30 protein-coding genes and 2 pseudogenes are annotated in these 26,686 nt (G+C 60.7%); 7 read left to right on the top strand and 25 right to left on the bottom strand.

The window, feature by feature from the left end; genetic code table 11:
* Window positions 1-9: 9 nt before the first annotated feature.
* The 7 genes and pseudogenes from NB231_RS14375 to ilvN form a co-directional block, all read right to left on the bottom strand.
* Window positions 10-1,362 carry an MFS transporter gene (locus NB231_RS14375; protein ID WP_232210485.1) on the bottom strand — a complete coding sequence of 451 codons (1,353 nt, stop codon included), beginning with the start codon at window positions 1,360-1,362 and terminating at the stop codon, window positions 10-12.
* An 8-nt stretch (window positions 1,363-1,370) separates the two neighbouring features.
* Window positions 1,371-1,853, bottom strand: a complete 483-nt coding sequence (gene rimI, locus NB231_RS14370) for a ribosomal protein S18-alanine N-acetyltransferase (RefSeq protein ID WP_005004245.1) — start codon at window positions 1,851-1,853, stop codon at window positions 1,371-1,373.
* Window positions 1,850-2,647, bottom strand: coding sequence for a uracil-DNA glycosylase (locus tag NB231_RS14365; RefSeq protein WP_005004244.1), 798 nt, complete (start codon window positions 2,645-2,647; stop codon window positions 1,850-1,852). The genes rimI and NB231_RS14365 overlap by 4 nt, the downstream gene beginning before the upstream one ends.
* Window positions 2,648-2,838: 191 nt before the next feature.
* Complete coding sequence (locus NB231_RS14360; protein WP_005004242.1) at window positions 2,839-4,389, bottom strand: 2-isopropylmalate synthase; 1,551 nt, start codon at window positions 4,387-4,389, stop codon at window positions 2,839-2,841.
* Between the two features lie 314 nt (window positions 4,390-4,703).
* Entirely contained in the window at window positions 4,704-5,504 is an 801-nt protein-coding gene (gene pssA / locus NB231_RS14355) for a CDP-diacylglycerol--serine O-phosphatidyltransferase (protein ID WP_005004239.1), read from the bottom strand.
* A gap of 245 nt (window positions 5,505-5,749) precedes the next feature.
* Window positions 5,750-6,781: pseudogene (ilvC, locus tag NB231_RS14350) on the bottom strand (ketol-acid reductoisomerase); the annotation flags it as partial.
* A 46-nt stretch (window positions 6,782-6,827) separates the two neighbouring features.
* Window positions 6,828-7,322 carry an acetolactate synthase small subunit gene (gene ilvN / locus NB231_RS14345; protein ID WP_005004236.1) on the bottom strand — a complete coding sequence of 165 codons (495 nt, stop codon included), beginning with the start codon at window positions 7,320-7,322 and terminating at the stop codon, window positions 6,828-6,830.
* A gap of 252 nt (window positions 7,323-7,574) precedes the next feature.
* On the opposite strand from ilvN, the gene NB231_RS14340 reads away from it, so the two are divergent.
* The 3 genes from NB231_RS14340 to NB231_RS14330 all read left to right on the top strand — a co-directional run bounded on the left by NB231_RS14340 (window position 7,575) and on the right by NB231_RS14330 (window position 10,467).
* Window positions 7,575-8,045, top strand: a complete 471-nt coding sequence (locus NB231_RS14340) for a DUF4124 domain-containing protein (RefSeq protein WP_005004235.1) — start codon at window positions 7,575-7,577, stop codon at window positions 8,043-8,045.
* A gap of 100 nt (window positions 8,046-8,145) precedes the next feature.
* Window positions 8,146-9,855, top strand: a complete 1,710-nt coding sequence (locus NB231_RS14335) for a proline--tRNA ligase (protein ID WP_005004233.1) — start codon at window positions 8,146-8,148, stop codon at window positions 9,853-9,855.
* 12 nt (window positions 9,856-9,867) lie between these two features.
* On the top strand, window positions 9,868-10,467 hold the full coding sequence (locus NB231_RS14330) for a transglycosylase SLT domain-containing protein (RefSeq protein ID WP_005004230.1): 600 nt from the start codon (window positions 9,868-9,870) through the stop codon (window positions 10,465-10,467).
* Window positions 10,468-10,615: 148 nt separating this feature from the next.
* Here NB231_RS14330 and trmH read toward each other — a convergent pair whose 3' ends face one another.
* Entirely contained in the window at window positions 10,616-11,269 is a 654-nt protein-coding gene (gene trmH, locus NB231_RS14325; protein ID WP_040662486.1) for a tRNA (guanosine(18)-2'-O)-methyltransferase TrmH, read from the bottom strand.
* A 96-nt stretch (window positions 11,270-11,365) separates the two neighbouring features.
* Between trmH and NB231_RS14320 the strand changes: the two genes are divergently transcribed.
* A complete protein-coding gene (locus NB231_RS14320) occupies window positions 11,366-12,241 on the top strand; it encodes an SDR family oxidoreductase (protein WP_005004218.1) in 876 nt (291 codons plus the stop codon).
* Window positions 12,242-12,307: 66 nt separating this feature from the next.
* Here NB231_RS14320 and NB231_RS14315 read toward each other — a convergent pair whose 3' ends face one another.
* The 5 genes from NB231_RS14315 to NB231_RS19875 all read right to left on the bottom strand — a co-directional run bounded on the left by NB231_RS14315 (window position 12,308) and on the right by NB231_RS19875 (window position 14,359).
* The gene (locus tag NB231_RS14315) at window positions 12,308-12,670 is read right to left on the bottom strand and encodes a CbiX/SirB N-terminal domain-containing protein (RefSeq protein ID WP_040662483.1); all 363 of its coding nucleotides are present in this window, start codon (window positions 12,668-12,670) and stop codon (window positions 12,308-12,310) included.
* Window positions 12,671-12,674: 4 nt separating this feature from the next.
* Window positions 12,675-13,223 (bottom strand): isochorismatase family protein, encoded by a 549-nt coding sequence (locus NB231_RS14310; protein WP_005004210.1) that lies wholly within the window; start codon window positions 13,221-13,223, stop codon window positions 12,675-12,677.
* 388 nt (window positions 13,224-13,611) lie between these two features.
* Complete coding sequence (locus NB231_RS14305; protein ID WP_005004204.1) at window positions 13,612-13,827, bottom strand: hypothetical protein; 216 nt, start codon at window positions 13,825-13,827, stop codon at window positions 13,612-13,614.
* Window positions 13,828-13,977: 150 nt separating this feature from the next.
* Window positions 13,978-14,190 carry a type II toxin-antitoxin system HicB family antitoxin gene (locus NB231_RS14300; RefSeq protein ID WP_005004201.1) on the bottom strand — a complete coding sequence of 71 codons (213 nt, stop codon included), beginning with the start codon at window positions 14,188-14,190 and terminating at the stop codon, window positions 13,978-13,980.
* The gene (locus NB231_RS19875; protein ID WP_232210484.1) at window positions 14,180-14,359 is read right to left on the bottom strand and encodes a hypothetical protein; all 180 of its coding nucleotides are present in this window, start codon (window positions 14,357-14,359) and stop codon (window positions 14,180-14,182) included. Before NB231_RS19875 ends, NB231_RS14300 begins: the two co-directional genes overlap by 11 nt.
* Before the next feature lie 28 nt (window positions 14,360-14,387).
* Between NB231_RS19875 and NB231_RS19250 the strand changes: the two genes are divergently transcribed.
* Entirely contained in the window at window positions 14,388-14,672 is a 285-nt protein-coding gene (locus NB231_RS19250) for a hypothetical protein (protein WP_005004198.1), read from the top strand.
* Here the strand turns inward: NB231_RS19250 and NB231_RS20175 are convergent.
* On the bottom strand, window positions 14,669-15,118 hold the full coding sequence (locus NB231_RS20175; protein WP_332247710.1) for a PDDEXK family nuclease: 450 nt from the start codon (window positions 15,116-15,118) through the stop codon (window positions 14,669-14,671). The genes NB231_RS19250 and NB231_RS20175 overlap by 4 nt on opposite strands.
* Before the next feature lie 267 nt (window positions 15,119-15,385).
* Here NB231_RS20175 and NB231_RS14285 point away from each other — a divergent pair, with 267 nt between their 5' ends.
* The gene (locus NB231_RS14285; RefSeq protein ID WP_005004197.1) at window positions 15,386-15,835 is read left to right on the top strand and encodes a Druantia anti-phage system protein DruA; all 450 of its coding nucleotides are present in this window, start codon (window positions 15,386-15,388) and stop codon (window positions 15,833-15,835) included.
* Window positions 15,836-15,856: 21 nt separating this feature from the next.
* Window positions 15,857-16,429 (top strand): transposase family protein, encoded by a 573-nt coding sequence (locus tag NB231_RS17100; protein ID WP_005004196.1) that lies wholly within the window; start codon window positions 15,857-15,859, stop codon window positions 16,427-16,429.
* 3 nt (window positions 16,430-16,432) lie between these two features.
* Here the strand turns inward: NB231_RS17100 and NB231_RS20090 are convergent, their stop codons facing one another.
* The 11 genes and pseudogenes from NB231_RS20090 to NB231_RS14240 form a co-directional block, all read right to left on the bottom strand.
* Window positions 16,433-16,624: a transposase gene (locus NB231_RS20090; RefSeq protein ID WP_005004195.1), complete on the bottom strand. Its 192-nt coding sequence runs from the start codon at window positions 16,622-16,624 to the stop codon at window positions 16,433-16,435.
* On the bottom strand, window positions 16,621-17,535 hold the full coding sequence (locus NB231_RS19860) for a zinc ribbon domain-containing protein (RefSeq protein WP_005004193.1): 915 nt from the start codon (window positions 17,533-17,535) through the stop codon (window positions 16,621-16,623). The genes NB231_RS20090 and NB231_RS19860 overlap by 4 nt, the downstream gene beginning before the upstream one ends.
* Before the next feature lie 15 nt (window positions 17,536-17,550).
* Window positions 17,551-18,105, bottom strand: coding sequence for a recombinase family protein (locus tag NB231_RS20085; RefSeq protein ID WP_005004191.1), 555 nt, complete (start codon window positions 18,103-18,105; stop codon window positions 17,551-17,553).
* Between the two features lie 58 nt (window positions 18,106-18,163).
* Window positions 18,164-18,364, bottom strand: a pseudogene (locus tag NB231_RS20080) (recombinase family protein); the annotation flags it as partial.
* A gap of 146 nt (window positions 18,365-18,510) precedes the next feature.
* Window positions 18,511-18,840: a ribbon-helix-helix protein, CopG family gene (locus NB231_RS14270; protein ID WP_005001121.1), complete on the bottom strand. Its 330-nt coding sequence runs from the start codon at window positions 18,838-18,840 to the stop codon at window positions 18,511-18,513.
* A gap of 360 nt (window positions 18,841-19,200) precedes the next feature.
* Window positions 19,201-19,770 carry an NUDIX hydrolase gene (locus tag NB231_RS14265; RefSeq protein ID WP_005004188.1) on the bottom strand — a complete coding sequence of 190 codons (570 nt, stop codon included), beginning with the start codon at window positions 19,768-19,770 and terminating at the stop codon, window positions 19,201-19,203.
* A gap of 6 nt (window positions 19,771-19,776) precedes the next feature.
* The gene (locus NB231_RS14260) at window positions 19,777-20,391 is read right to left on the bottom strand and encodes a hypothetical protein (RefSeq protein WP_005004186.1); all 615 of its coding nucleotides are present in this window, start codon (window positions 20,389-20,391) and stop codon (window positions 19,777-19,779) included.
* A 45-nt stretch (window positions 20,392-20,436) separates the two neighbouring features.
* Window positions 20,437-20,763, bottom strand: coding sequence for a P-II family nitrogen regulator (locus NB231_RS14255; protein ID WP_005004185.1), 327 nt, complete (start codon window positions 20,761-20,763; stop codon window positions 20,437-20,439).
* Window positions 20,760-23,876, bottom strand: a complete 3,117-nt coding sequence (locus tag NB231_RS14250; RefSeq protein WP_005004183.1) for a DUF2309 domain-containing protein — start codon at window positions 23,874-23,876, stop codon at window positions 20,760-20,762. Before NB231_RS14250 ends, NB231_RS14255 begins: the two co-directional genes overlap by 4 nt.
* Window positions 23,873-24,643 carry a hypothetical protein gene (locus NB231_RS14245; RefSeq protein ID WP_005004182.1) on the bottom strand — a complete coding sequence of 257 codons (771 nt, stop codon included), beginning with the start codon at window positions 24,641-24,643 and terminating at the stop codon, window positions 23,873-23,875. Before NB231_RS14245 ends, NB231_RS14250 begins: the two co-directional genes overlap by 4 nt.
* Window positions 24,625-26,301 (bottom strand): NADH-quinone oxidoreductase subunit 5 family protein, encoded by a 1,677-nt coding sequence (locus NB231_RS14240; RefSeq protein WP_005004181.1) that lies wholly within the window; start codon window positions 26,299-26,301, stop codon window positions 24,625-24,627. The genes NB231_RS14245 and NB231_RS14240 overlap by 19 nt, the downstream gene beginning before the upstream one ends.
* Window positions 26,302-26,686 lie beyond the last annotated feature (385 nt).

Below are 26,686 nucleotides of genomic sequence, written 5' to 3'. Positions count from 1 at the left end.
CGGCATAAACTAGCGCAAGGCCCGCGCCGGGGCCTCGGATTCGTGGACGCGTGCGAGCAGCACGCCACCGGCCACCAAGAGGAGGATCAAGGCCAGCATAGAATAGCGTGGATTACCAAACCAGACTCCGAACAACCCAAACAGTGGGGGGCCGATAAGTACGGCGAATTTACCCATGAGATTATAGAAGCCGAAGAACTCTCCCGCTGCATCGGCCGGAATAAGCCGCGCATAGAAGGAACGGCTCAGCGCCTGAACACCTCCTTGTACCAATCCCACCAGCACGGCAATAGAAAAAAATTCCCAAGGCTCACGAATCAGCGCACCCCAGAGACACACCCCGACGTAGACGAGCAAGCCGAGATAAATTCCGCGCCGAGGACCGATGCGCTGCCCAAGCCAGCCGAATAGGATCGCCGCGGGGAACCCAACGAATTGGGTGATAAGCAGCGCCACGATAAGCTCACTTTGCGCAAAGCCGAGCGAGCGGCCGTAAGCCACCGCCATCCGGATCACCGTGCCGACCGCGTCGATATAGAGCCAGTAAGCGATCAAAAAAATCCCAACCACGCGGAAAGTGCGCAGGTGGCGAATGGTCTCGACGAGCTGAGCAAACCCACGGGCCCATACCCGCCGACGTGCACGTGCGGCCCGGGCCGGCTCTCGAACGAAAAGAATCAGTGGTATCGAGAAGACGCCCCACCAAAGCGCTGTGGCAAGAAAAGCCGTCGTGGCAGCCGCTGTGGCATCGGCGAAACCGAATGCTTGCGGGTTCAAGGCGGCCAGTACGCAACCGAGGTAAAGCAGCCCGCCTCCCAAATAGCCCATGGCGAAACCCAGCCCTGAAACGAAATGCCAGCGCTCAGGGGGAGCGACCGCAAGCAGCAGCGCATCGTAGAACACATTCGCCCCCGCAAAGCCGATCATGGCGCAAATATAAAGGCTTGCGGCCGGCACCCAGGCGCCGCCCGGTGCCGAGCTCAGCAGAGCGGTCGCGAGCACCCCCAAGACCATAAAGACAACCAAAAAGCGCTTTTTAGCCCCGGCGCGATCCGCCACGGCACCAAGCACCGGCGCGAGTAAGGCGATACCTAGGCCGGCCACGGCGTTAATCCAACCTAAACGGAGGTTGGACTCGGCCCCACTGAGGCCAATATTCCAGAAATCATGGAACAGCAATGGAAAGAACCCGGCCAGCACCACGGTCGCAAACGCAGAATTGGCCCAATCGTAAAGCGCCCACCCCCACACCGCTCGCGACCACAGTGAAAACCCGTTTATTGGCCGCAGGAAGGGCACCACATCTCCCAGGGTATCTGGCCCACCCTGAGCACGCATACCCGAGTGGTCCTCATGCGCCATGGCCCGATTCAACCCGTGGCGGGCGTTACAAGCTCGAGCCCCAGAATGAGGGCATCTTCTCGCCCCCGGCGGCTCGGATAGTAATCCCGTCGTCGCCCTACGACACAAAATCCGACGCTGCGGTAAAGATGCAACGCCGCAGCGTTGGAGGGGCGCACCTCCAAGAATAACGTCTGCGCGCCAAACCGAGCGGATTGGCGCAACGTGCGTTGCAAAAGGTTTCTACCAAACCCGCGGTTCTGCCATTGCGGACCAACCGCGATGTTGAGTATGTGAGCTTCGCCGGCGCCGTAGCGCAGTACGACATAGCCCACGATCTGATTGGCGAACATGTGCACGCAACAATCGTAGCCCACGCGCAAGCAGTCTCTGAATATACCGCGGGTCCAGGGAAACTCGTAGGCAGCCAGCTCAATGGCGATGATCTCGCCGAGGTCGGCCTCGCGCATCGGCCGGATGAGAGTGAAAAACTCGCGGGGCTCAGCGCTCATGGCACGACTCCCGTGGACGGACTCGCGTGGCGTAAGCACTGTCGGACCTGCTTGAGATCCTGCCAGGCTTTGTGCTTGTCTGCGGGGCTGCGCAGCAAATAGGCCGGGTGATAGGTGACCCGCAACGGCGTTGCGCGTGGTCCATAATGGTGCCAGGCGCCGCGCAGTCGTCCCAATGACTGGGTGCTCTTGAGCAGATACTGCGCCGCAATCCGGCCTAGGGCGAGGATCAGGCTGGGCGCGATCAACTCCAGCTGCCGCCGCAGGTAGGGCTCACAGGCCGCCACCTCATCCGGCGTTGGATCCCGGTTGTTCGGAGGCCGTGATTTCAACACGTTAGTGATGTAGACCCTCTCGCGTGAGAGGCCGATTGCACGCAACATTTCATCGAGTAGCTTGCCGGCACGCCCGACGAAGGGTTCACCCCGGCGATCCTCCTCCGCCCCGGGTGCTTCGCCGATCAACATCAATTGCGCCTGCGGGTTGCCGATGCCGAAGACCCCTTGCATTCGCGTCTGATGCAGCAGACAACGCTCGCAGTGCTGCACCCGCTCGCGCAAAGCCTCCCAGTCCAGGCGCGCAATCTCGGCCTCAGCCGTTATCAGCCGTGCCGGATTCGTATCGGCCGTGTCTTCAACCACAACGCCTGGCTGAACCAGCCGCTCGATCGACGCCCTACCGGTAGTGTTTTCCACGGGCGCTTGCTCGGCCGCGCCGCCTTGTCGTCGAACCCATACGTCGATACCCAAACGCTGAAGATACTGCAGCCGAAATAAACCATCGCGCGTCTTCATAATCGTGCTTCGCAGCGAACCGCGACCCTCGGCATTATCAAATCTTCGAGCTGAGCCTGTCTTCACAGTAACTCTAGCTGCTTTGCTCCGCCACAGTGAATCGTCCCGCTCCTCGATACAATCGGTGCGGCTCCCCTGCTCTGTTCAAACCAATTTGAGAGCGCCTGCGCGAGCCTTTCCGGCGACTCGCCTCAAAGCAGCGCGATTTGCGGATGCGTGCGCAGATCGGCCTGTTCCAGTTTATTGAGCGCGTTGATGTAAGCCTTTGCCGAGGCAAGCACGATATCGGTATCCGAACCCTGGCCATTGACGACCCGCCCGGCCTTGTCCAGCCGCACCGTTACCTCCCCCTGAGCATCGCTGCCAGTAGTAATATTGTTCACGGAGTACAGCAGCAATTCCGTACCGCTTTGGACAACACTGTCGATCGCCTTGAAAGCGGCGTCCACGGGCCCATCCCCGCTCGAGCTGGCCCTGCGCTCTTCCTCGCCGAGCACAAGGGTGATCTCTGCGAACGGGCGCTCTCCCGTTTCCGAGCAACACCGGAAGGAAATTAACCGGATTCGCTCGTTGACCAATGCGGCACTCGCCTCGCTTGCAAGCGCTTGCAGATCTTCGTCGAATATCTCGTGCTTTTTATCGGCGAGATCCTTGAACCGAGCGAAGGCCTCGTTGAGCTGCGCCTCGGTAGCGAAGCCAATCCCCAGCGCTTGGCAACGACTCCGAAAGGCGTTACGACCGCTGTGCTTACCCAGCACCATGCGGTTGGTACCCCAGCCGACGTCCTCGGCGCGCATGATCTCGTAGGTTTCACGCATCTTGAGCACGCCGTCCTGGTGGATGCCCGACTCATGAGCGAAGGCATTGACGCCAACAATGGCCTTATTGGGTTGGACCGCAAAACCGGTAATATTGGCTACCAACTTTGAGGTCGGAACGATCTCGCGCGCGTTGATACTCGTATCGCATGGAAAAAAATCCTGCCGTGTGCGCACGGCCATCACGAGCTCCTCCAAAGCCGCATTGCCCGCTCGTTCACCCAACCCGTTGATCGTACATTCCACCTGGCGGGCTCCGCTCATGACAGCTGCCAGCGAGTTCGCCACCGCCAAACCGAGATCATTATGACAGTGCACCGACCAAACGGCCTGGTCCGAGTTGGGCACGCGTGCTCGCAAATCCGCAATCAGCGCTCCGAACTGCTCAGGCACACTGTAACCCACGGTATCGGGTATATTAACCGTCGTAGCCCCGGCCTTGATCACTGCCTCTAGCACCCGGCAGAGAAAATCCGGCTCCGAGCGTCCGGCATCCTCGGGCGAGAACTCGATGTCATCGCAATAGCGCCGAGCATGCCGAACCGCCCACACAGCCTGCTCCAATACCGCTTGCGGCTCCATCTTGAGCTTCATCTGCATATGGATCGGCGAGGTGGCAAGGAAGGTGTGAATACGCCCCGCCGCCGCCGACTCGATTGCCACTGCGGCCCGATCGATATCCGCCTCGCGCGCCCGGGCCAGTGCGCAAACCCGGCTTTCTCGAACACCCTCCGCCACCGCTCGCACGGCCTCGTAATCACCGCTGCTCGCGGCCGGGAACCCGGCTTCGATCACATTGACCCGCATCCGCTCCAACGCTATGGCGATGCGCAGTTTCTCCTCCTTGGTCATGGAAGCCCCAGGGCTTTGTTCGCCATCGCGAAGGGTGGTGTCAAATATGATAAGACGTTCGGCCTGGTTCATGTTTAGGCTCCGCTTGGTTATCCCATAGATGCCAATCCGCCCACCCCACCGAACTTATAAGGATCGACTTGGGCGCGGTTTCGAAACAGCGGGTGATTGTGAGTTGGGAGAGTTACTGCCTTACCTTACGGCAGCCGGCGCGAATCGGCGTAGATAACGATAGACGAAGCTACCCGCGACAGCCCCATAGTGAAGGCGCCGGAGCAGTGGGTGAGGAGCAGTCCATCATCATGATTCATACTGCATCACCCGCTCGGTGGACCCTAATTTTGAAGTTTAACTATATAACGCCCATTCGTGACCGGACAACCCATTTACTTCTCCAACGGGGAGCGCTCGGCGACGGCACGATTGCGCCGCCGCCGGCGTTGCACCACGGTCAGCACCGGACCAGAACCCATATACACGAGCGCCACCAAAAACAGCACCAGAGGAGGATGCACCGAGGTCACCGCAAGCACCAGAACCAGCAATACCATGGCAATAAACGGGACTCGATAGCGAAAATCAATCTCTTTGAAGCTGTAATAACGAACGTTACTCACCATCAGAATCCCGGCCAACACCGTCAATACTAAAGCAGGAAGACCAACGCCAACGCCGCCCATATCGAGCCGGTTGCCTGCCCAGACCATACCGGCGACCACAGCGGCGGCCGAAGGGCTGGGAAGGCCCTGAAAGTAGCGCTTGTCGACTACTCCGAACTGGGTGTTGAAACGCGCCAACCGCAAACCGGCGCAAGCGGCGTAGATGAACGCGCCCAACCAACCCAGCTTGCCCCACACGGGGCCCCATGTGGCCAGATCTGCCAGCGCCCACTGATACATTACCAACGCCGGTGCCACACCGAAGGAAACCATATCGGCGATGCTATCGTATTGCATCCCGAAAGCGCTTTGGGTGTTGGTCAGCCGGGCCACACGGCCATCGAGTCCATCCATTACCATGGCAATCAGCACACCGATGGCGGCACTTTGGAACGCATTGTTAATCGCCGCAACCATCGCATAAAACCCGAAAAACAAGGCCGTCGTGGTCAGAAGGTTAGGCAGCAGATAGATGCCCCGACGCTGCCGAGCAGCCCTACCATTGCGGCTATCGCTGGGTTCACTCATGGAAACGCGCGCGGGTCTGACATCGGTTCAACCGTCGGTTGCGGCGCAACACCGCTCTGCCTGGAGAAATAGATGACCGGCGAACACATGCGAGTGATAGGGTGGCGTCGGTCGGCCGCAGCGTATCGGGCCAAGCCGGTGACAACACTGGCAGCAAGCCCAAAGAGGCGCCGCAGTGGCTGGCTCGTAACGATGCGGCCTCGCGATCGGCCGGCCCATCTGGATGAATGAGCGCTGCACAGAAATCAACTTTTATTTCGGTCAACCAGCCGTTTGGCTTGAATCCAAGGCATCATACCGCGCAGCTTTTCGCCCACCTTCTCGATAGGGTGTTGCGCCGTCTGACGCCGCATGGCCTTGAGACTGGGCGCGTTTGCCTGATTCTCCAAGACGAACTCCTTGGCGAAATTACCACTCTGGATCTCGGCGAGAATCTCCTTCATGGCTCGACGCGACGTTTCGTTGATTACCCGTGGACCGCGGGTAAGGTCGCCATACTCGGCCGTATTGGAGATGGAGTAGCGCATGTTGGCGATGCCACCCTCATAGATCAAATCGACGATGAGTTTGGTCTCGTGCAGGCACTCGAAATAGGCCATCTCAGGTGAATAGCCGGCTTCCACCAACGTCTCGAACCCCGCCTGAATCAGCGCGGTCATACCACCGCAGAGCACCGCTTGCTCACCGAACAAGTCGGTCTCGGTCTCTTCTCGAAAGCTGGTCTCGATGATTCCGGCCCGCCCCGCCCCGATGGCCGCCGCGTAGGATAATGCCTGTTCTCTCGCCTGCCCTGACACATCCTGCTGAACGGCAATCAAGCTGGGCACGCCCCCCCCCTCCACGTAAGTCGAGCGCACCAGATGGCCCGGCCCTTTGGGGGCGATCATAATGACGTCGAGGTCCGCCCGCGGCTCGATCTGGCCGAAATGGATATTGAAGCCGTGAGCAAAAGCGAGGCAGCCCCCTTGCTTTAGGTTGGGCTCGATCTGCTCATGATAGAGACGTGCCTGATGCTCGTCCGGAGTGAGAACCATGACCAGGTCCGCCTGCCGAACCGCCTCCTCAACCGACGCGACTTCGAGACCGGCTTGGCGGGCCTTGCCCATGGAGCTCGAGCCCGCGCGTAAGCCGACCACCACCGCAACGCCCGATTCGTTCAAATTATTCGCGTGGGCATGGCCTTGCGAGCCGTAGCCGAGAACAGCCACCCGGCTGCCCTGGATTAGGGAAAGCTCGGCGTCTTTGTCATAGTAAACCTGCATCGTTTTTCCTCGGCGTTGTTGCCGCGCGACGGCCTTGCTATAGCACTAAGGCCAACAGGCCCTAGAGCCGCATTTGCTTGTCACCTCGCGCAATTCCGATCACCCCGGAGCGCACGACCTCGAGTGGCGTCCGCCGCTCGATCACCTCGAGGAAGGCGTCCAGCTTGCTGCTGGTACCGATGAGCTCGATGGTGTAGGTCTTGCCGGTGACATCGAGTACGCGTCCGCGGAAAATATCCGCCAGACGCTTATATTCCTCACGGGCCTCCGCGGTGACGGCCTGCACCTTTACCAGCATGATCTCTCGCTCGATGTGCGCTGCCTCGGTGATGTCCAGCACCTTGACCACATCCAGCAGTTTGTTCAACTGCTTGATGATCTGTTCGATGATGCGCTCGTCACCAAAAGTCACCAACGTCATGCGCGAGAGCGTAGGGTCATCCGTAGGGGCGACCGTAAGACACTCGATATTGTAACCGCGGGTAGTGAACAGACCGGCGATCCGCGACAGAGCGCCGAACTCGTTCTCCACGAGAATGGAGATGATATGCCGCATTGGCCCCCTACCCAGATTGCGTGCCCGATACTGGAACGCGAGCAGACGCGACGTCCCGAGCCTACGCGGGATATTCGAAATGGTCCGCAAAATAATTAGAACGCTAAATTGTATTGGGTACGAAGGGGCGCATCAAGCGCCAAACAAGCATCGGCGGAATACCGCCGTTCGTCGGCCTCATTAGTACGTACCCCCTGTGCATGCTTCATACTCCCTTGCGGGATACCCGCTCTATCTCGAGGAGAGGCGCGCATGCAGCGAATCGTATGGATTACGGCAGTATTGGCAGCGCTGACAGCTTCGGCCGCCATAGCGGCGAAAATCTATAAATGGCGCGACTCCCAGGGACAAACCCATTACAGCGAACTCCCCCCCGTAGGACGGGGTGCGCAAACGCTCGACATCCAAACACCGCCCGAACATACGCCGCCGGCGCCGCGCCAGCCTACCCCCCTCCCGGGAACACCGCTGAGTTCCAACGGCCAGAAAACCACTGCTCAACCGAGCGGAAGTGATCCGCGCGTCCAGCCGAACGTCCACAATCAGCAACTCGCGTGCCCGACCGCACGACAAAATCTACTTTATCTTCAAGCAGGCGGCAGCAATCGCCGGTTCCGCGATGCCTCCGGCAAGGTGGTGCGCTATACCCAGGCGCAGCGGGAGGCGAAGATCGCCGCCACCAAGCGTTACCTCGAGGAGTACTGCCCACCGAGCAGCCCCTGATGCTGGACGGTTGCCGTCGCTTCCGGACACGTCATGAGATACCCTTTACTGCCTTTAGTGCGCAAATCCCGGCCGCGGCGTGCGGAGACAAGTGGTAGCTATGCGAGTAACCGGTTTTCCCCTATTTACCTCAAGGGAGATTCCAGCTGATGCCGAGATCATCAGTCATCAGCTGATGCTTCGTGCCGGCCTTATCGCTCGGCTGGGTGCCGGGCTTTACACCTGGCTGCCGCTCGGGCTGCGGGTGCTACGCAATGTCGAGCGGGTGGTTCGAGAAGAGATGGACCGGATCGGCTCGCTGGAAGTTCTGATGCCGGCGGTGCAGCCCGCCGAACTTTGGCAGGAATCGGGCCGTTGGGAACAGTATGGACCGGAGTTGCTGCGCCTCAAAGACCGTCATGCGCGCGAATTCTGCTTCGGGCCCACGCACGAGGAGGTTATTACCGACTTAGTCCGCCGCGAGATCCATAGCTATCGCCAGTTGCCGGTGACCTACTATCAGATCCAAACCAAGTTCCGCGACGAGATTCGCCCCCGTTTCGGCGTGATGCGCGCCCGCGAGTTTCTGATGAAGGACGCCTATTCGTTCCACCTCGATCAAGCCTCGCTGGAAGCCACCTACCGAGCCATGCACGCGGCTTACAGCCGTATCTTCCAGCGTCTGAATCTCGATTTCCGTGCCGTGCGGGCGGATACCGGGGCCATTGGCGGCAGCGTCTCGGAGGAATTTCATGTTCTTGCCGACTCGGGCGAGGACGCCATCGCTGTATGCCGGCACTGCAACTATGCCGCCAACACGGAACTCGCGCAATCCCGTCCCGCTCCGCCTCGCCAAGAGCCGCAACGAGCAGCGCAGGAGCAGCCTACACCGGACATTCGGACCGTCGCAGAGCAAGCACAAATGCTGGGGCTGACGCCGGATCGTATCGTCAAGAGCATCGTAGTGCTCGCCGACGGCAAACCGGCCGTGCTCTTCCTCGCCGGCGATGACGAACTCAACCTCACCAAGGCTCGATCGGCACTCGACGCCGGCGAGGTGCGCCTGGCTGAACCGGAGGAGGCGCAAGCCGCCACCGGGGTTCCGCGGGGTTTTATCGGCCCCAAGGGTCTACCCGAGGAGCTGACGGTGCGAGTCGATGAGCGGGCCGCGGCCATACCCAACTTCTCCAGTGGCAGCAACCGCCAAGACTGGCACTGGATCGATCTCAACTGGGGCCGGGATGCCGCGCTTCCCGAGCGGGCCGACCTGCGCACGGTCCGCTCCGGCGAGGGGTGTCCGAGCTGCGCGGGAAGCTTGCAGATCAAGCGCGGCATCGAAGTGGGCCATGTTTTTCAACTCGGCGCTAAGTACAGCGAATCCATGGACGCCCGCGTTCTGAACGAGCACGGCGACCAGGTTCCCATGATCATGGGCTGCTATGGAATCGGCGTCTCCCGGGTGGTGGCCGCCGCCATCGAGCAGAATCACGATGAGCGCGGGATTATCTGGCCGACTCCCCTGGCACCCTTCCAGGTCGCTATTGTCTCCATCAACGCGCACCGCTCCGAGGCCGTTCATAATGAGGCCGAACGCTTGCATGAAGCACTCGGCGCCGCCGGGCTGGAGCCGCTCTGGGACGATCGCGAAGCGCGGCCGGGAGTCAAGTTCGCGGACATGGAACTGATCGGCATACCTCATCGCCTCGTGATCAGCGATCGCGGACTATCGGCCGGCACGGTTGAATATCGCGGCCGTAGCGAGCCCACCAGCCGCCATTTGCCCTGCGAGCGGGTAGTCGAGTTCCTGCGCGACCTCCACCAGGAAGTCTGAAACCGGCAGCGGATGAGCGGATCGAGAACGTTGCGCTATCTGGCAGGCACGTTGCTAATCACGTTGCTAATAGTGAGTTTGGTTGCCGGCGGGATCTCGAGTGCTCGGGCCGCCTCCCCCGATCCTCACCTTCGAGCCGCCCTGAAACAGGCCATCGAGAGTACGGATAGCTTCGCCAACCGCTTCGACGCCGAGGTCTGGCTCATGGACATGTCGAGCCGGCTGCGCAATCGCATTCCCGATCCCGGCCAACGGCTGCACCTGCTGCGACTGGTACACTCCGAAGCCCGGCGGGCCGGACTCGAACCGGAGTGGGTGCTGGCCGTGATCGATGTTGAGAGCGGTTTCAATCGATTCGCGATCTCCTCGGCCGGTGCCCGTGGGCTGATGCAGGTGATGCCGTTCTGGCTGGAGGCAATCGGTCACCCCGAGGATAATCTCTTCCATATCCAGACCAATCTGCGGCTGGGATGCACCATTTTGCGCTATTACCTGGACCAGGAGCACGACGACCTCGCCCGGGCTCTCGCGCGCTATAACGGCAGCTTGGGCAGCGCTCGCTATCCGGGTCTGATCTTCAGGGCACTCGCAACACGTTGGTTCGCGCAATAGCCCCGGAGACGGGCACCGCCGCGCTGGCCGCTAAGGCCACGCAGCACGCGCATCCAACACTCTTGCTATTCGAACGGGAAAGCCTTGCCAAGGCGCACCGGACCCGTTCCCCGCACCACCATACGAAAAAATGGACGGTTCACACCCGCTATTGACTGCGCGCGGGATGTCCCGCCTCGTCGAGCTCGGGGTAAGGCAACCCCTGCTCACGACACCGGCGCGCAATGCGGGGTTGGAGCCATTCGAACAGTATTCGGTGTAACACCTCAGGGGCCAAGCGTGGGTGATTATACATCCCCTTGGCAAGGCGCTGGCGTTGTGCCTCGTACAAAATAACGGCCGCCGCCACCGATACGTTCACCGAGGCACCGAGGCCAAACATCGGAATCGTGATGAACTCATCCACCCGCTGGCACGCGGCCTCGCTCACTCCCCAAAGCTCTGCACCCATGAGCACGGCACAGGGCACCGTGTAATCCGCTTGCCGATAATCGACGGCGCCTGCCACAGGATGCGCCGCATACACGCGCAGACCCTCATTATGCAGTGCCTGAATGGCACTGCACACATCCGGGTGCGCGACGACGTTCACCCATTTACCGACACCCGCAGAGCTATGGTGATGCACCGCTGGCACGCCACCCGGCCAGACGGCGTGGGCCTGAAACACACCGACCGCATCGCAAGTCCTGAGAATGGCGGCAAGGTTGTGTGGCTTGTTGACCTGGTCCAGCAGAACCCTCAAATCAGGTTGCCGCCGTTCCAGGGCTTCGCGCATGCGTGCGACTCGTTTTGCAGTCATTGCCTAGATTGCTGCCAAAGGTAGGCTATTGTATAGCCACACAACCGTAGGGCAACATCCACAGCGGATACCGTTTTGATAAATGAGGTGGCAAACATGAGCGGCGATTCTTATGAGCGCGTTCTGATCGCCGGTTGCGGTAAAATCGGCACCCGCCTGGGCGAGGAACTGGCGAGCCGCGGGGAAGCAGTGTGGGGCCTACGCCGTCAGCGCGTCCAACTGCCCTCGCCCTTGAAGAGCTTGACGGCCGACCTAGGCGTGCCGGAGTCGCTGCAAGCCATTCCGGCCGGAATCACTCGCGTCTATTATCTGGCGACACCGAACGCCTACACAGATGCAGCCTATGGGATGACCTACGTCGACGGGCTGCGCAATCTCTTGCAGGCGCTCGCCGATCAGGGCCAGACTCCCCGTCGGGTGATCTTCGTCTCGTCCACCGCCGTGTACGCACAACAAAGTGGCGAGTGGGTCGACGAAGCCTCGCCTACCGAGCCAACCGGCTTCTCGGGGCAGCGCTTACTGGAAGCCGAACGCCTCCTCCAACGAGGAAGGTTTCCCGGGCTGGTGGTGCGCTTCGGCGGTATCTACGGCCGAGGCCGCAATGCCATGCTCCGCAAAGTGCAGGCCGGTGAGCCTTGCCATGCTGAGCCATCGCTCTACACCAACCGCATCCATGAGGACGACTGCGTCGGTGTATTGTGCCATCTTGGCCGGCTCGCCTCTCCGAAGGACATCTATATCGCGGTCGATGACGCACCCTGCACCCAGTGCGAACTCATGGACTGGCTCGCCGAACAACTGGACCGGCCCAAACCAGCGCGCACCACGGCCGCCAAAGACACCCCACGTGCCGGCAGCAAACGTTGTTGCAACGCACGCCTTAAAGCCAGCGGCTATGCTTTGCGCTTCCCGACCTATCGGGAAGGTTATCGGGCCATGCTGACAAGTAACCGCACCGATAGCGCGAAGTAAGCGGACCGGATTCCTCAAGATATCCGCCGCCATGCACGCCACAAACGCAAAATACTGCACCGCTCGCTAACGCAGGTACTCCGCGAGCAACGGCAACAATCCCGGCAGTTCGCCCAGATGCGGCCGCAACTCCAGGCGCACACGCGGATGGCGGCGACGCGCCTCGGCGACCAGCCGGGGAATATCGTCACAAACGTGGCGGCCGGCCGCCAAAAAATACGGGAACAGCACCACCTCATCCGCTCCGGCGCTCACCGCCGCATCGATAGCCGCCGGAATAGGCGGTTCGGCCAGCTCCAGAAAGGCGGGGGCGACACGCGCATAGCGCTCGCCGAGAAGCTCCCCGAGGCGCCCGCTCAACCGGCGGACCTCCTCGTTCGAACCGTGCCGGCGGCTGCCATGGGCCAGCACCAACAGCACGCACCTCATCGGGCTACCGTAAATACTGCCGGCTGATGCGTTTGAACTCGGCCGTGCCGGCCTGCTGCAACCATTCGAAAACCACCATCTCTAGACTGACGACACTTACGCCCTCCGCTCGCAGACGCTCGAGCGCGAGCTGCGCATCGCGTGGATTACGCGAGCCGACGGCATCGGCCACCACGAAAACATCACGGCCGCCCTGCTGCAGCCCAATAGCGCTCTGCAGCACGCAAACGTGCGCCTCGACACCAACGATGATCACCTGTGGCTGTTCGAGCTGCGCGAGCACAGCCTGACAGGCTGGTGCCTCAGCATAGGAGAAGTGAACCTTCTCGCTGATGGCCTCGTTTGGGATGTGCTCCCGCAACGGCGCGACCAGCCGGCCCAAGCCCTTAGGATACTGCTCTGAGGCCCGAACCGGCACACCCAGCTCCCGAGCTACACCGAGCAGACGGGCGACATTGGCAACCACCTGCTCATTGCCGTGCACCGCCGGCATCAGCCGCTCCTGGACGTCCACGATCAGCAAAAAGGACCGGGCCGCATCCATCAGTGCCATCGTGCTCCTCCCCCGCTACGCTGCTTCAGCGAGCCGTAAAGACAAAGCGGCACCCATCGCTCAGCGTATAACCCATTACCGCTTCCATTAGAGCGCTTCGGCCGGTGGCGCGCCAAGCCCCAGCCTTTTCCGACGATACCTGAGCCTGAGCGGGGGCCGACACGCTTTTGCAGCCCAGGTGCTCAGCCTATTCTTCCAACGTCGCAAACAGCCGCTGTGTGTGCTCTGTGATGCGACGGTTCACACTGGCGCGTATCACCAAACGTTGCCCCTGCACTACATTTGTAGTGCAAGTATTTATAGACATCCGATTCCCGGTCACAGAGCGAGATGAGTTGCTTCATCGCCTGTTCCCCAGGCGCTGCGTCATCTGCTCCGAGGAGCGTTGTCATTTAAAGCTCTCCTTATCGAGATAATCGCGTTGCTTGCGCTTGTGCTTCTTGCTCGCATCACGGCACCGGCGTTGCTGATCGCTCAGGCCCAGGGTGAATTCGGTATCATGGTCTACCACCAGAACAGAGTGCACCAGGTAACCCCGTGACTTGGCCGATTTATCTTTTCCCGTGCCACCCAGCTCATCGGCTAGCGCATGCCGGTAGCTCACCGTCGTGGTGTCCTCGATTGCCAGTAACCATTGCGACTCGTCTATCTATCGAACCGCCGAGTTAAAACCGCCTTCAAAGGACATCACCGTATCCAAGCCATCCACCGCGCTCGCCGAGCCCTAGGAGTTCTGGTAGGGGGTGGACGCGGGCTATGCATATATCAGGCGGCCTCGCGGTTCTGGAATTGGGCGATTGAACTCCTTAGCAGTGTCGATCCATTCTTCGATCACCTTTTGCGCATCAACGAGTGCCTGCTCGTAGGTTTCGCCATCCGCCATGCATCCCGGCAGTTCAGGCACTTCAACCACAAAGCTCTGATCTTCTTCGCTCCAGTAGATGACCAGTTCGTATTTAATCGACATCGCTTTCTCCCAAACGATATTTCACGAGAATATCCCTGACCTGTCTGACCGGATAGGGTTTTGCCTTCTTGCCCTTGGGCTGCAGATTGATAATTTCGGTCGCACCATCTCGAATAAAAATGTGATGATCACCCCTCACCCGTTCCTCAAATTCGAGGCGGGCAAGCAACAAGACAGTCTATGCCGAGCGCCGGGCAGTGCGCGCCGAAGACGAGAAAGCGTTGCCGCGCGTGTGCGCTCACCGCGGCGGCGAGCATCATCAGCTCTTGGATGACGGTGCGCAGCCGCCGGCGCTTGGCCGGATACCTCATCCCCTCCTGGCGGAGGGGCCGTTGCGCTATGCTCCGGCCTCGGCGATCGATCTGGCACTGATCATCCGGGGCTACGATGTGGTCGATCTCCGTGTCGGCCAGCGCCGGATCGGTCCTGTAGGGACTGCTCGTCAGTACCAGGCAAACCCGCCCGCACCCGAGCCCAATTAATCTCTACAGTGGGAACCGCCGTGGATACCAGTTGCCCTTCCAGTTCGCGGATCGCAGGGCGCCCGTACTCGCCATCGAACAGGGTGTAAACGCTGACCACGCGATCCGTGGGGTGTACTAACTAGCATTCCTTTACGCCGTGCCGTTCGAATGCGGCCAATTTTACCGTTTGGTCGTGGGCGGTGGTATAAGGCAAGAGCACTTCGACGACCCAGTCCGGGGCGCCGGCGGCAGCCCGCAGCGTCGAGTTTAGTGGGATCGCACACTACGGTGATGTCCGATTGTAAGACGGTGACGATGTCCTCGTCGGCCTCGTCCGCTTCCGGCAGGCGCACGTCGAAGGGCGCCACGTTAACCTCGTATAGGCCGCCCTCCAGGGCATCGGCAATCTGGCGCAACAGCTCTACCACCAGCCGCTGATGTACGCGCGCGGGCGCTGGCGACATGGCATAAGCCACCCCGTCAATCAACTCATAGCGCACATTTTCCGGCCAGGTGCAGTATTGCCATAGCTGTGGCGCTGGGAATCTCGCAGCCGCAAACCCATGACAACCTTCGAATCGACGTCGGTACCGTCAATCGTAGCACAGACCGGTGACACGCCAGACCCGCTGCTCAATAGAATCCAGGACTAATTTGTTCTGCACAGGCAGTGCTAGTCCTAGCAAAGAGTTAAGGCCAGTTGCTGGATTGCAGGCGGCTACAAAGACCGCATGACACAACCCTTTCCAGTCGTCGCATCCATCTTATCCGATTTCATCGTCCGCCCGGTCGAACGCCATGAGGAGTCTCGCTATCAGGCTCAGATGGCGGCGCATCATTACCTCGGCGCATTGCCCAAGATCGGCGAGACGCTGCGGTACGTCGCGACCTGGCGCGGGCGGTGGCTAGCCCAGATCGGTCTATCGGCGGCCGCGCTCAAGTGTGGCGTGCGAGATGACTGGATCGGCTGGGGTTTTCGCACCCAGCTCGACCGGCTCAAGCTCATCGCCAACAACACTCGCTGCCTGATTCTTCCTGAAGGCCACTGTCCGAACCTCGGCTCACGCGTGCTCGCTCTTGTGGCCCGCCGCACGGCCGCGGATTGGCCGCAGCGCTTCGGGCATCGGCTGTTGTTGTTGGAGACTTTTGTCGATCCCTATCGTTTCCACGGCGGCGCCTAGCGCGCCGCGAACTGGCTCGAATTGGGCCTGACCCGCGGCTTTCGCCGCATCCGAGGTGGCTACAGCAACACCCCCGAGCGCCCCAAGCGGGTGTTTGTCTATCCGCTACAGCGCAACGTTGCGAGGCTGTTGAACCATCCCGATCGCGCAGCCCCTGGTCTATTCGGAGACCCTCGTATGGCACTTTCCGCCGCACAAATGCGCGCGTTGCCCCAGTATTTTACCGATCTACCCGATCCACGCCGCGCCCAAGGCCGGCGCCATCGCCTGCCTGTGGTGCCGGCACTCACCGCCGGCGCCTCCCTGTGCGGTATGCAGGGCTACAAGGCGATGGCCGAATGGGCGAGTTCATTGGGTCAAGCGGCCCGCCAGCGTTTCGGTTGCCGGCGCGTCAATGGGCATTACCTCGTACCCAGCCTGTATGTGATCCGCGATTGCTTGGTGCGCCTCGGCCCAAAGGCTCTGGATCGGCGCCTACAAGCCTGGCAGGCCGCTCAGCTCAACTCATCAGACGAGGCGTTGGCCATGGATGGCAAAATCATGAAGGGTGGCGTCGATCACACCGGGGCGCAGACTCAGAAGCTGTCTGGGTAAATGCTATACGCATTTTGCGAGCATGAGGCGCAGCATAGTGATTCGCACCCTATTCTCGGCTGTGAGCGGCAGAATTTCGTAGTCCTTGGACAGGCGGCGGTAATTGCCGAGCCAAGTAAACGTTCGCTCGACGATCCAGGGCATTGGCAAAATGGCAAAGGTATTTTTGATCTTCTGGGCGATGTGCCGCTTCAATCCCAACGTCTTCTCGACAAAGTCAACGGCCGTGCACGATAGCCCGCATCGCCGGAAAAGCCCTTCAGGGTGGGGCATTGACACCCTGAACGCAAAAGGTAACTTTGGTCGGGGATCGTCACATTGCCATTGGAGGGTGGCGGTTGGGTGCTGGCCGAAGGCGTAGTTGGTTGCGCCGGGATCGAGTGGCGGATGGTGATAGTATCATCATCAACCAAGACCTCCTTAACCAGCAAGCGGACGATTCTCTGGCGGTCACTGATTTCCAAAGTCTCTGCCGATTCCCGCAGTCGCTGGAGGAAAGCGGTCAATGTTTCGGCCAAACGCAGGAACGACATGCGGTCGGCGGCCTGACTGAAGATTGCCTGCAGCTCGGATTTCAATCCCTGTTCGCGGGCCCGCAGTTCGGGCATGCGGCCTCGCAGTTCGTCCAAAGACACGAGGTCTTCCTGGTAGGCGGTCACCAGGCGGTCCATGCTTTTGCTCAGGCGCGTGAGGTCGCGTTCGACAGCGTCCTGGCGTTTCTTCGTCGGTTCACTCGCACGGGCCGCATCCAGGCGGCGGTCAAGCTCGGCGTTGATGAGCCCCGGATCGGCGATCAGCCGCATCACCTCCTGCCACACGATGTGGTCGAGCAGGTCCTGGCGGATCGGGCGACTGTCGCACACGGATCCGCCGAGATGACGCCAGCCATCCGAACCCAGGCAGCGGTAATAGTGGATTTTGCGTGCACTCGTGCGGGTCGACGCGCGGTAGAGCGCGTAGCCGCATTTGCGGCACGAGACCAAGCCCTGCACAAGGCTGGGCTCGATGGTCCGGCGCGGTGCGAAACGCTTGTTGTCGGCCAAGCGCTCGGCCGCCAAAGCGAAGTTTCCTCGCTGACAAGGGCGGGGACCGGCACTTCGATCCATTCCTCGCGCGGCCGCTCATGTGCGCTGGGTCTTTTCACCATGGACCGACCGACCCGACAGACGGAATGGCTTGGTCACCTTTTGCCTCGGCCCGACCTGTGTCTTGTTGAAGCAGGCGGTGCCCTTATAGGCGGGATTGCGCAACATCCCCCACACGACCGAACGCTCCCAACGGGTCACTCGCCGGCGTGTCGGAGGGCCCATCTCCCGCAACAGCCGGGCGATGGCGCCGATGCTCAGACCGTCGACGGTGTATTTCTCAAACACCAGCCGCACGACTGCCGCCTCGGCGGCATCGATCTCGTAACGCGCCGGCGTTTCGGGCATCTTGCGAATGTAGCGATAGCCGTAGGGCGCCCCGCCAAGCACAGAGATCTCGCCCGATTTGGCGCGGTGACGCTTGCCACGGCGGGAGCGTTCGAGAATCTGGGCGCGTTCGTACTCGGCGATCATCCCTTGGAATTGCAGCATGAGCTGATCTTCGGGCGTGGCGGAATGCGGCGCCTTGATGAAGATGGCTTCGACACCATGGCGGGCGAACTCTTCGGTCAGCAGAACCCTGATAGGCATACTTTCTGCTCAGCCGATCCGGCGAGTGGATGAGCACTGCTTGGATTTGGCCCTCGGCCGCGAGGTCGCGCAGCCGCTCCAAGCCGGGCCGCAGCAGGCTGGCGCCGCTGAAACCTTCGTCCTCGATTATCCATTCATCGGGTACGGTGAACCCCTGCTCGCGGGCGAACTCGATCAATGCCGCGGTTTGGCTGGCGATCGTGTTCGCTCCCTTCTGTTGGTCGGAGGATACCCGGGCATAAATCGCGGCGATCTTCATCGCTCCCCTCCCTTACGCACGGTCCCACACCGGCGACACGGACCCGCTCCGGTACCAAAATCCCATAGACCTGTTCCAGTTTGACGGCGAGGAGACGGTCAAACGCATGCTCGAGACGGACGCTGCGATCACTGGCGCCGCGCCGGTCAGCCATTGCCGCCGGCTTCGTCGAGAAACGCGCGCAGCGCCCGACTGACCATGTCGCTGATCGTCGTCTCCTCGGCCGCAGCCCGCGTTCGAATCGCGTCGACCAAACTGGGCGGAAGCTTGAACGTCACGGCCGTCGTTGGCTCGGTCACTGGCACCGGCCGGCCGATTGCCTGGGCCGCCTCGATGTAGCGATAGGCCTGACGTCGGGACAGCGTGAATTGGCGCGACAACAACACGGCAGCCTCCGCCACCTTCAGCCCACGCGCGAGCAACCCATAGGCCGCATTGAGACGTTGCGCCTTCTGCGTATCGGTCGATCGCGACATATGACATACGTATATTACCTCCTGAGACGCAAATCAAGCACAGAACGGGAACGGTCGAGCGGGATTGTCCGATCGAAGCCGAAGTTACCCTTTGCGTTCAGGGCGTGGTTTATCCCGTGCCGCGGTAACTTCTCATTAAGTCCGGGCGTAATGTGTGCGGGGTGGCGGAGGTAAGATTACGGTCGTGCATTAAATGCAAAATTATCAAGCGCTTATTGTTGATGGTAAGCAACGAACCACTCTCTTCAATGTCTTCTTGCCCGGACTTAATGAGAAGTTACGACAGCTTCTGAGCCTATTACACCATGATTACATGCGACGCTTTATGAGTGATGCGACACTAGCCATTAACCTTCCAGGTCATGAAGTGTTACCGAAGTGCGGCCGCAGTTGTCGGGTCTTCTCCACCATGCGAAAAGTCGAGCGATTGTTGTTGAATCGCAATACCTGATTCAGCGGCGCCCATCGCACCTCGTGGGATTCGTCGTTGCCCGGCACGGGCAGTTGCTCGTCGATTTCCACCAGAAAGCGGACATCGATGTGCTCGTGCTCCGGGCTGTGCAGACCTGCCGGGATGCGGTGTATATCGAGGTCGAAGATCCGGCCGTCGACCAAACGTATGTGCTCGGGATCGATGCCGCTCTCCTCCGAGGTCTCCCGCAGGGCTACCGCCACGATATCCGCCTCGCCATCGGCGTGCCCGCCCGGTTGAAACCATTGGTCGTGTTTCCGGTGGTGCATCAGCAGCACCAGCGAACGATCCAGGTTGACCACCCAAGCGGAGCCTGTCACATGGGCCGGCAGGAGGTCACGGTGAAAACAATCCGGATGCAATTGCACGAAGGTCCGCGCCTGATCGATATATGCGGCTTCGTCCATGAACCGAGTGCGATGCCCATCGAGCAAATCGAGGAGTTTCTGACGGTGCATGGGAGCTTAGGTACCAGGCGGCTTCTTGACCGCAGTGATCGCCGCGGCAGCCGCTTCGTCAATGTCCATCTCGCGGCCGGCCATGATCAGGCGTCCATAGGCACCGACGGCAGGCACATCGATGAGCGTGATGCTGGCGGCTTTCTCCGCCTGATTAGCGGCATACACGATGTAGCCGGCCGGCTCGGTCTCCAGAATGAACATGCTCTGTTCGGGCAGAATCATAGACCCGCGACGGTTCTGCCGATTGATCAGCACCGTGTGATCGGGCGTCATGCCGCGAATCACTTCCTGCCACGCGATCTGACAGGGCTGGCGGGCGCTTACGTCAACGCCGAGGCGCTGAAGAATCACTCTGCCCGCTTCCTTCACGTCGCTCTGGTCACGGTGGTGAATCACCATCGAACCGTAGGCGCGCTCGACGACCTGCTGCGACAGATGCACACGAGTCGCCTTCAGGGCGATGTCGGTCAGACGGTGAATCGCCATACCCGGAGACACTTCCACCCACAGACAGGAGTCGCCGGGCACGGGCAGGAATCCTTGCGATACCGTGGCCATGTACTCTGCAAGCTGCGGCTGCAATGAATCGATATACACATAGGTTCGAAGCTGAATCATCTGCTACACTACTACACTCGCGCTCCCGCGGCTCCTTGGATAGGATCAGGCGCTGAACTTCACCAGCCGGGTCACCTGAATATCGGATATGAAAACGACTCCGGAGTGCTCGTTATAGAATGGAGCTAGCCCCTCCAGGATCGGGTTGACCAACTCTTTCGGCACGGCCACGATGATCATGATGAGTACGTCATCCTCGTTAAACATGAGGTGCCCTTCGTGGAAGCCGTGTCTGCCCTTGCCGGAAAGATTGTTGATGATTGTATAACCTTTGACCCCGGCCCGATCCAGAATATCGGTGGCGAACTCCTGATGCTCGCCCCCAACAATGATCTCGAGCTTTTTTAGCGGGCTCAAATTCAGGTCTTTCATGAAACAGTAGACTCCTCGATCAGTGGCTGTTCGGGGGCGGACGCAGTGCGTCGGGTCTCCCACTGCCCGTCCGCGTAGACGTACACGGTGCCCTGCTCAGGGGTGATGATCAGCAGCCGGATCCAGCCGTTGCGCACCAGGAACTTCACGGACGTCACTTCCTCCACGGCGCGTCGGGCATGCTCGAACGGGGCCTCGATTACCGTGATGAGCCGCAGCGGCTGGTGGTAAGGTAGACCATTCTCGAGGACCGTCTGTGCGGGCAGGCCTGTGCGCAAATCACTCAAGTTTCCGGTCATGACCCCAAAGCGCCCCGCAATGTTGTGATAGACCTTGCTGCCACTCCCGAATCGCTCGTTATCCACGGTAGAGAAGTAATGCTCCATGTTGATCCATTGCCCGACGACGAGCGGGCCACCAAGAATGTTGCCCAACAGTCGCCGCTTGGGGTCGAGGCGATAATCGTAGGAATGCAAAAAGGCCTGCCCCTCTAAAGACAAGGATTCTGTCAACGCGCGCCGCCCAATGACAAAATAGGCGTTGCCTGCCAGCCCCCATTCGGGGCGAACCTGGGACCAATCCATGGCGTTGCGCTGCGCGTACTTGAATGCCTCCGCCGGTTCCAGCCGGGCCGATTTCTCCAGCAGCGTGGGCATGCGCTCTCCGGTACAAAGTCGCGAAGCCGCTGCCAAGCCGTTGTGCAGGCGGTCGACATAGACCACGTGCGAAGAAGGCAGGCGATCGAGGTCGAACAACTGCAACTTATCCGTGGTTGTGTCGTGCAGAGCGGGAACGAACCAGGCGTCGTCGGCAACCTCGACGCCCTGGCTCCGCAGCTTGCGCCGCACCTCCGGCTTGTTTGCCATTTGCGCCAAGACCCGCGCGCTGACCAGCCCGGGATTGCCTCCGCAGGCACCACAATCGAGCGCCGATTCATAGGGATTGTTCTCCGACGTACTCCCGTGTCCAACGAGCAGGATGAAACGGGAAAAGTTCTCTGTCAGCCCTATGGAGCGCAGAGCCTGACCCACGAAGCCGGCCTGTTCGTCCAGACTGAAGCCGAGCCGCCCGAGTCGTTCCATCTGCAACTGAACGATGCTCGGATTGATACGGTAGGCCTCACGCAGGCGAGCGATGAACGCCTCCTCAGCGGCATCGTCCAGTTTCAGTAGCTTCGCCGATTCCGGGGCACCTTGCCCCTTGCCCATGGCGGCTTCGCGCAGCTCACGGACCATGAAATCATTGATTTGTTCGGTCTCCAGGCCGAATTCCTGCTTCAACGCGTTGCGGATCACGGCCCGTTGCACGGCTCTGAGGATGGAGTCGGCCTGTTCACGGCTGAGCTTGTCGAGCAGTAGGTGGGTCCCCGGCTTTCCTTCATGCAGATGCCGGCGCCACCGGTTGTACTGTCGCGGAATCAGGGTCTTGCCCACCATGTCGAAGCCGAACAGCAAACCGATGGCCTCAACCGTGACAAAGGGACTGAGTACCGATTCCTTGAGCTCGTGCAGCACCTTCTCGAGGGCGGTTACGGAGGCAATATCCCCCCGCCGCTCCGACACTGCCATTTCCAGAACGAGGTTCTTCGGCGTCAGCAGCACCGGACACAGATGAGTCTCGCTGCCCTTGCCGAGCTCCATAAAACTGACCGGCACACCGAAGAAACCGGCAATACCGAAGGTCTGGTAGTCACCCACGCTTTCAAGGTGGCGGCGAATCCGCTCGGCGCGGTTGTCGATGCAAAACAGCGCTTGCGCAAACGGACGCTTGTCGCGCGGCGGTGATGGCTCGAGGTTGATGCCCTCCAGCAGCCGGTTCATCGCGTGCGTCTCCATGGCGCCTAACCAGATCATCCCTTCCTGTCGTTCGAATCCACGCAGCGTGTCCAACAGGCTGTGCAGCCGATCGTCGGCAAGCGCGGACAGCGCCTCAAGATCGCCCGCCCTTTGCGCCAGATCGCGCAGTTTTACGACCAGTTGCCCGGCTTCGTGCGCCCGCTTTCGTCGGACATAGTCGACGAAGAGGGATTCGATCTTCTTGCTGCGATTGGCCGCTAAGGTCTGTTCCACCCGCGCGGCCAGCGCCGGCAGTACCGCGCCGCTGTGCAGCTCGTAGTGCAGGTAGGTCTCGCGGGTGTGCTGCTCGATGGCCTGCTCTAAACCGCCGGCCGTAGCGACCGCGCTGCGTCCGCGCTCCTTCAAAAGCGCCAAGGCAAGCGTCAGGCGAACCGCCATTAGGTCCACCAGGTCCGCCGGATAGCGCTCGTTCCAGTAGTAGTGCTTGGCGCTGGAGCGCCAGCGAATGAAGCCCGCCCAGCCGTGCAGCCGCGCCAGCTCACGGGTGAAGTAGGCCGTCCAGTACTCCTCGGCGACACCGAGGGTCCGCATCACGTCGGCGATGACGTCTTCCGGACTGTCGCCGCTGCCAAGGACACGGTCGATATGCAGCCCGCTCAGGTACAGGCGGCCATTGCGGCGGGCCAGGTCGAGCCATGCGGCGAAGAAGCCCCGCTCGCGCCCCGGCATGCCCCAGACCGATTGGCCTTCGTCGAAGAAGTCCAGGCAGCTCTTGATGACCAACTCGTCGAGCTCCGAACCAACGTCCGTCCCATGCAGCAGGTCTACGGCCTCGTACACCGGGACCGGACCCAGCAGCGCCCCGCGCAGTCGCGCTGCAATGGCCTGCTCATCGGGCGGCGGCGATGGCGGCGCCTGGCCATGCAAGGCCGCCTGCACGTCGGCGGTCTCCGCCATGATTTCCGCTCCGGTGAGAGGGTTTTGCGTCTCCGTCAGCAGGGCCATCAGCCAACGCGGCAGATCAATCCCGGGCACGGGTTCGCGCTCCGCCGCAAAGGCCTCCACGCGGGCGGCGAGTGCCGCCTGGTCGACCTGGCCCTGGCCCAGGTAGCGCTGATAGTCCGCCCGTCGCAGAAACCCCCGACCATGAAACAGCCGTGCGCCCTTTTCAACTGCTTCCGGAAAGGGCAGGCGCTCGAGCCCGTAGAGTGGATTGTGATGAATGAAGGCGCGCATGGGCCAGAAGAATGGAATGGGCTCGGCGGCCACATAAACCATGGCGCGGATCTTCAGCTTCTGACCGACCGGCAACGTCACAGCAGATCTCCCGCGAAGTACAAGCCGCTGATAAGCAGAACAACAATGGCTGAGGTATAACTCCAAAGGGCAGCCGCGCTGAGGTCCGGCGCCTCTATGCCGTTGGCTGGACCGATGATCAGCCCCTGCAGCAGTCGCACGCCCGCCCAGCTCCACAGCAGCCATATCACCACCAGTGACAACGCCACCGACGGCGCTGCTGCGGTCGTCGAGACAACAGTGTTGAACAGGGCGAAGAAACCCGGAAACACCGGTACGGCGATGACGGCCAGCACTACGAACACCAACACGCCGGAGAAACGCGGCAGCGTCTCGGCGAGTCCGCCGTAGAGACCCGTGTAGGCGGCGCCGAAGTGCGACTCCAGCCGAGCGCCTAGCAACGCCAGCAGGGCGAGCGGTACGCTGAAGCCCAGCGCGTACAGGCGGATCGGGGACGCCTCGGCGCCGCTCATCAGCACGGGCCATAACAGTGCCCATGCCGAGGTCGCAAGGAAACCGATCCACTGGCCCATCTCGCGCAGCGCGATTGCCCGAAAGGCATACAGGGCCGCGGTAAACAGCGCCACGATGAGAACCCAATCCGGCACTTCGTTACTTGCTGCGAATGCCAGGCTCAAGCCGAGCTGGGGCCATACCAGCAATAGGACAGCGCGAAGCGGCCCATTGCGCACTCGAACCAGCAGGGCATTGAAGCCCATGCTCAACGGAAAAAGCGGCAAAAACAATCCCGCAAGCCAGTACAGCATGCTCAGACCCACCTCAGCCATACGTTCAGCCGCCCCGCGGCCCCCAGTAGCAGCCGGGTCAGGCGCGTGAACAAATCTGGGAGATAGAGCTCCCGGGAAATGAAAGCATAGAAAGTCAGCCACAGCTGCCCGGCATGCCCCGGTGCTCGGCTTCCGCTCTGTTCTGCGTAGTACGTGACCAGCCAGCCCAGCACGATCAAGGCAGTCATCAGGCCAGCCAGGACATTGAAGCGAAGCAGATCCATGTTCGCGGCTGCATAGATGCCCTCACGAAACGCCTCGTCCGGGTACAAGAACAGATTGAAGGCATGGCTGATGAGCGTGTAGCCAAACACCACAACCGCAAGAGAGAAGACACTCAACCTGAGCAGGCGCCAGAAATTCTGGGTCTGCATCCGGTAGGTGGTGTAGAGCAACTGCGCACCGGTCACCCAGCCGAAGAACAGCAGCACGATGGCACCCTGCTTCTGGAAGTAGTCCTCGGCGACGAGCAGATGCGCCGTCAACAGCAAGAGCACAGGGACGGCGACGGTGATCGCCACCATCAGCAGCCACGGCTGACGGACGGCGGCGGGCTGTCTTTCCACGACGAAGCTGTAGAGCTCGTCTTTGGGAACGCCGTCGCTCTTGCGCGCCGCATTGATCATGCTGCCGGCGCCCAGGAAAAGCGTGCCCTTGAACACCCCGTGGGCGATGAGGTGGTAGATAGCCAGCGAGAAGGCGCCGACGCCGCACTCCATGATCATGAAGCCCATCTGGCCCATGGTCGAGTAGCCGAGCGACTTTTTGATGTCGTTCTGGGTCAGCATCAAGCTTGATCCGATCAGAGCGGTCACCAACCCAACGACGAACACGACAGGCAACACGTTCTCAGTATGCACGAATACCGGCGCGAATCGATTGATCAGAAACCCGCCCGCATTCACGATTCCGGCGTGCATCAAGGCCGATACCGGTGTCGGGCCCGCCATGCTGTAGGGCAGCCAGGTATGCAGCAGAAACTGCGCTGAGCGCGCGAATGCGGCCGCGGCGATCAGACTCCCGACCAGCTCCATCAACGGCATGCCCAGGACCATGGGAGCCGCCGGTTCGACAGCGATACGCGCGAAGATCTCGGACAGCGACCAGGTGCCGTAGGCGTAATGCAGCAGCCCGGCGGCGAGCACCAGTGGGAGATCGCCGATGCGATAGGTGATCAGTGTCCAGAAAGCGTACCGATGGGCCGAATGGCTGCGGGTGTCCTGGCCCAGCAGGAAGTACAACAGAACGCCAACCAGATGCCAGGCCACAACCAAAGTGATCAGGTCGCCCGCAACGACCATTGTCAGCAACGTCGCGGTCATAGCGTCCAGCAGCACGAAAAACCGCGCGTAGCCGGCCTCTTCGACCATGTACCGCACCGAGTAGATATGTACGATCAAACTGATGCCCGCGATAACCACGGCCATCAGGGCACCCAGCGGGTCGAACCTGAGAATGCCCCACGATCCTGCGAGGGCCACCTCCCCGGAAGCACCGCCGATGGACGAAGATAACATCGCCACGGCGAGCGCGAAGGTCACGGTGGTGACGGCGACACTCAACCGGGCCGCATGCCGGCCGAGCCGCGCGGAGAGCAGCTGTATCGATAGAGCGGACAAAAGCGGCAGCGCCGCCAGTGCGATGATTAGCTGTTCCATATCCTCTAAAAGTCCCGCCGGTCAGCCGTGCCGATGCAGTACGGTTTCAGCCCCAGCTCATATCGGGCCAGCGCACGAACATGCGTACTTTCCTGTTCTGATAGCAATTTCATTTCATTTTACAATGTAAATCATTAGCTTATTGGAAAGCTGCAAAGCTGGTAACTTCTCATTAAGTCCGGGTAAGAAGACATTGAAGAGTGTGGCTCGTTGCTTACCATCAACAATAAGCGCTTGATAATTTTACATTTAATGCACGACCGTAATCTTGCCTCCGCCACCCCGCACACATTACGCCCGGACTTAATGAGAAGTTACAAAGCTGCGTCTCTCGCAGTCATCGTCCGAGTTGCCGGATAAAATGAGCAATTTATGCCCGGCACCG

Origin of the sequence: Nitrococcus mobilis Nb-231 (assembly GCF_000153205.1) — a bacterium.
GTDB lineage: Bacteria > Pseudomonadota > Gammaproteobacteria > Nitrococcales > Nitrococcaceae > Nitrococcus > Nitrococcus mobilis.
Note: the sequence above shows the minus strand (reverse complement) of the source record. Positions and strands in the feature narration are given on the sequence as shown.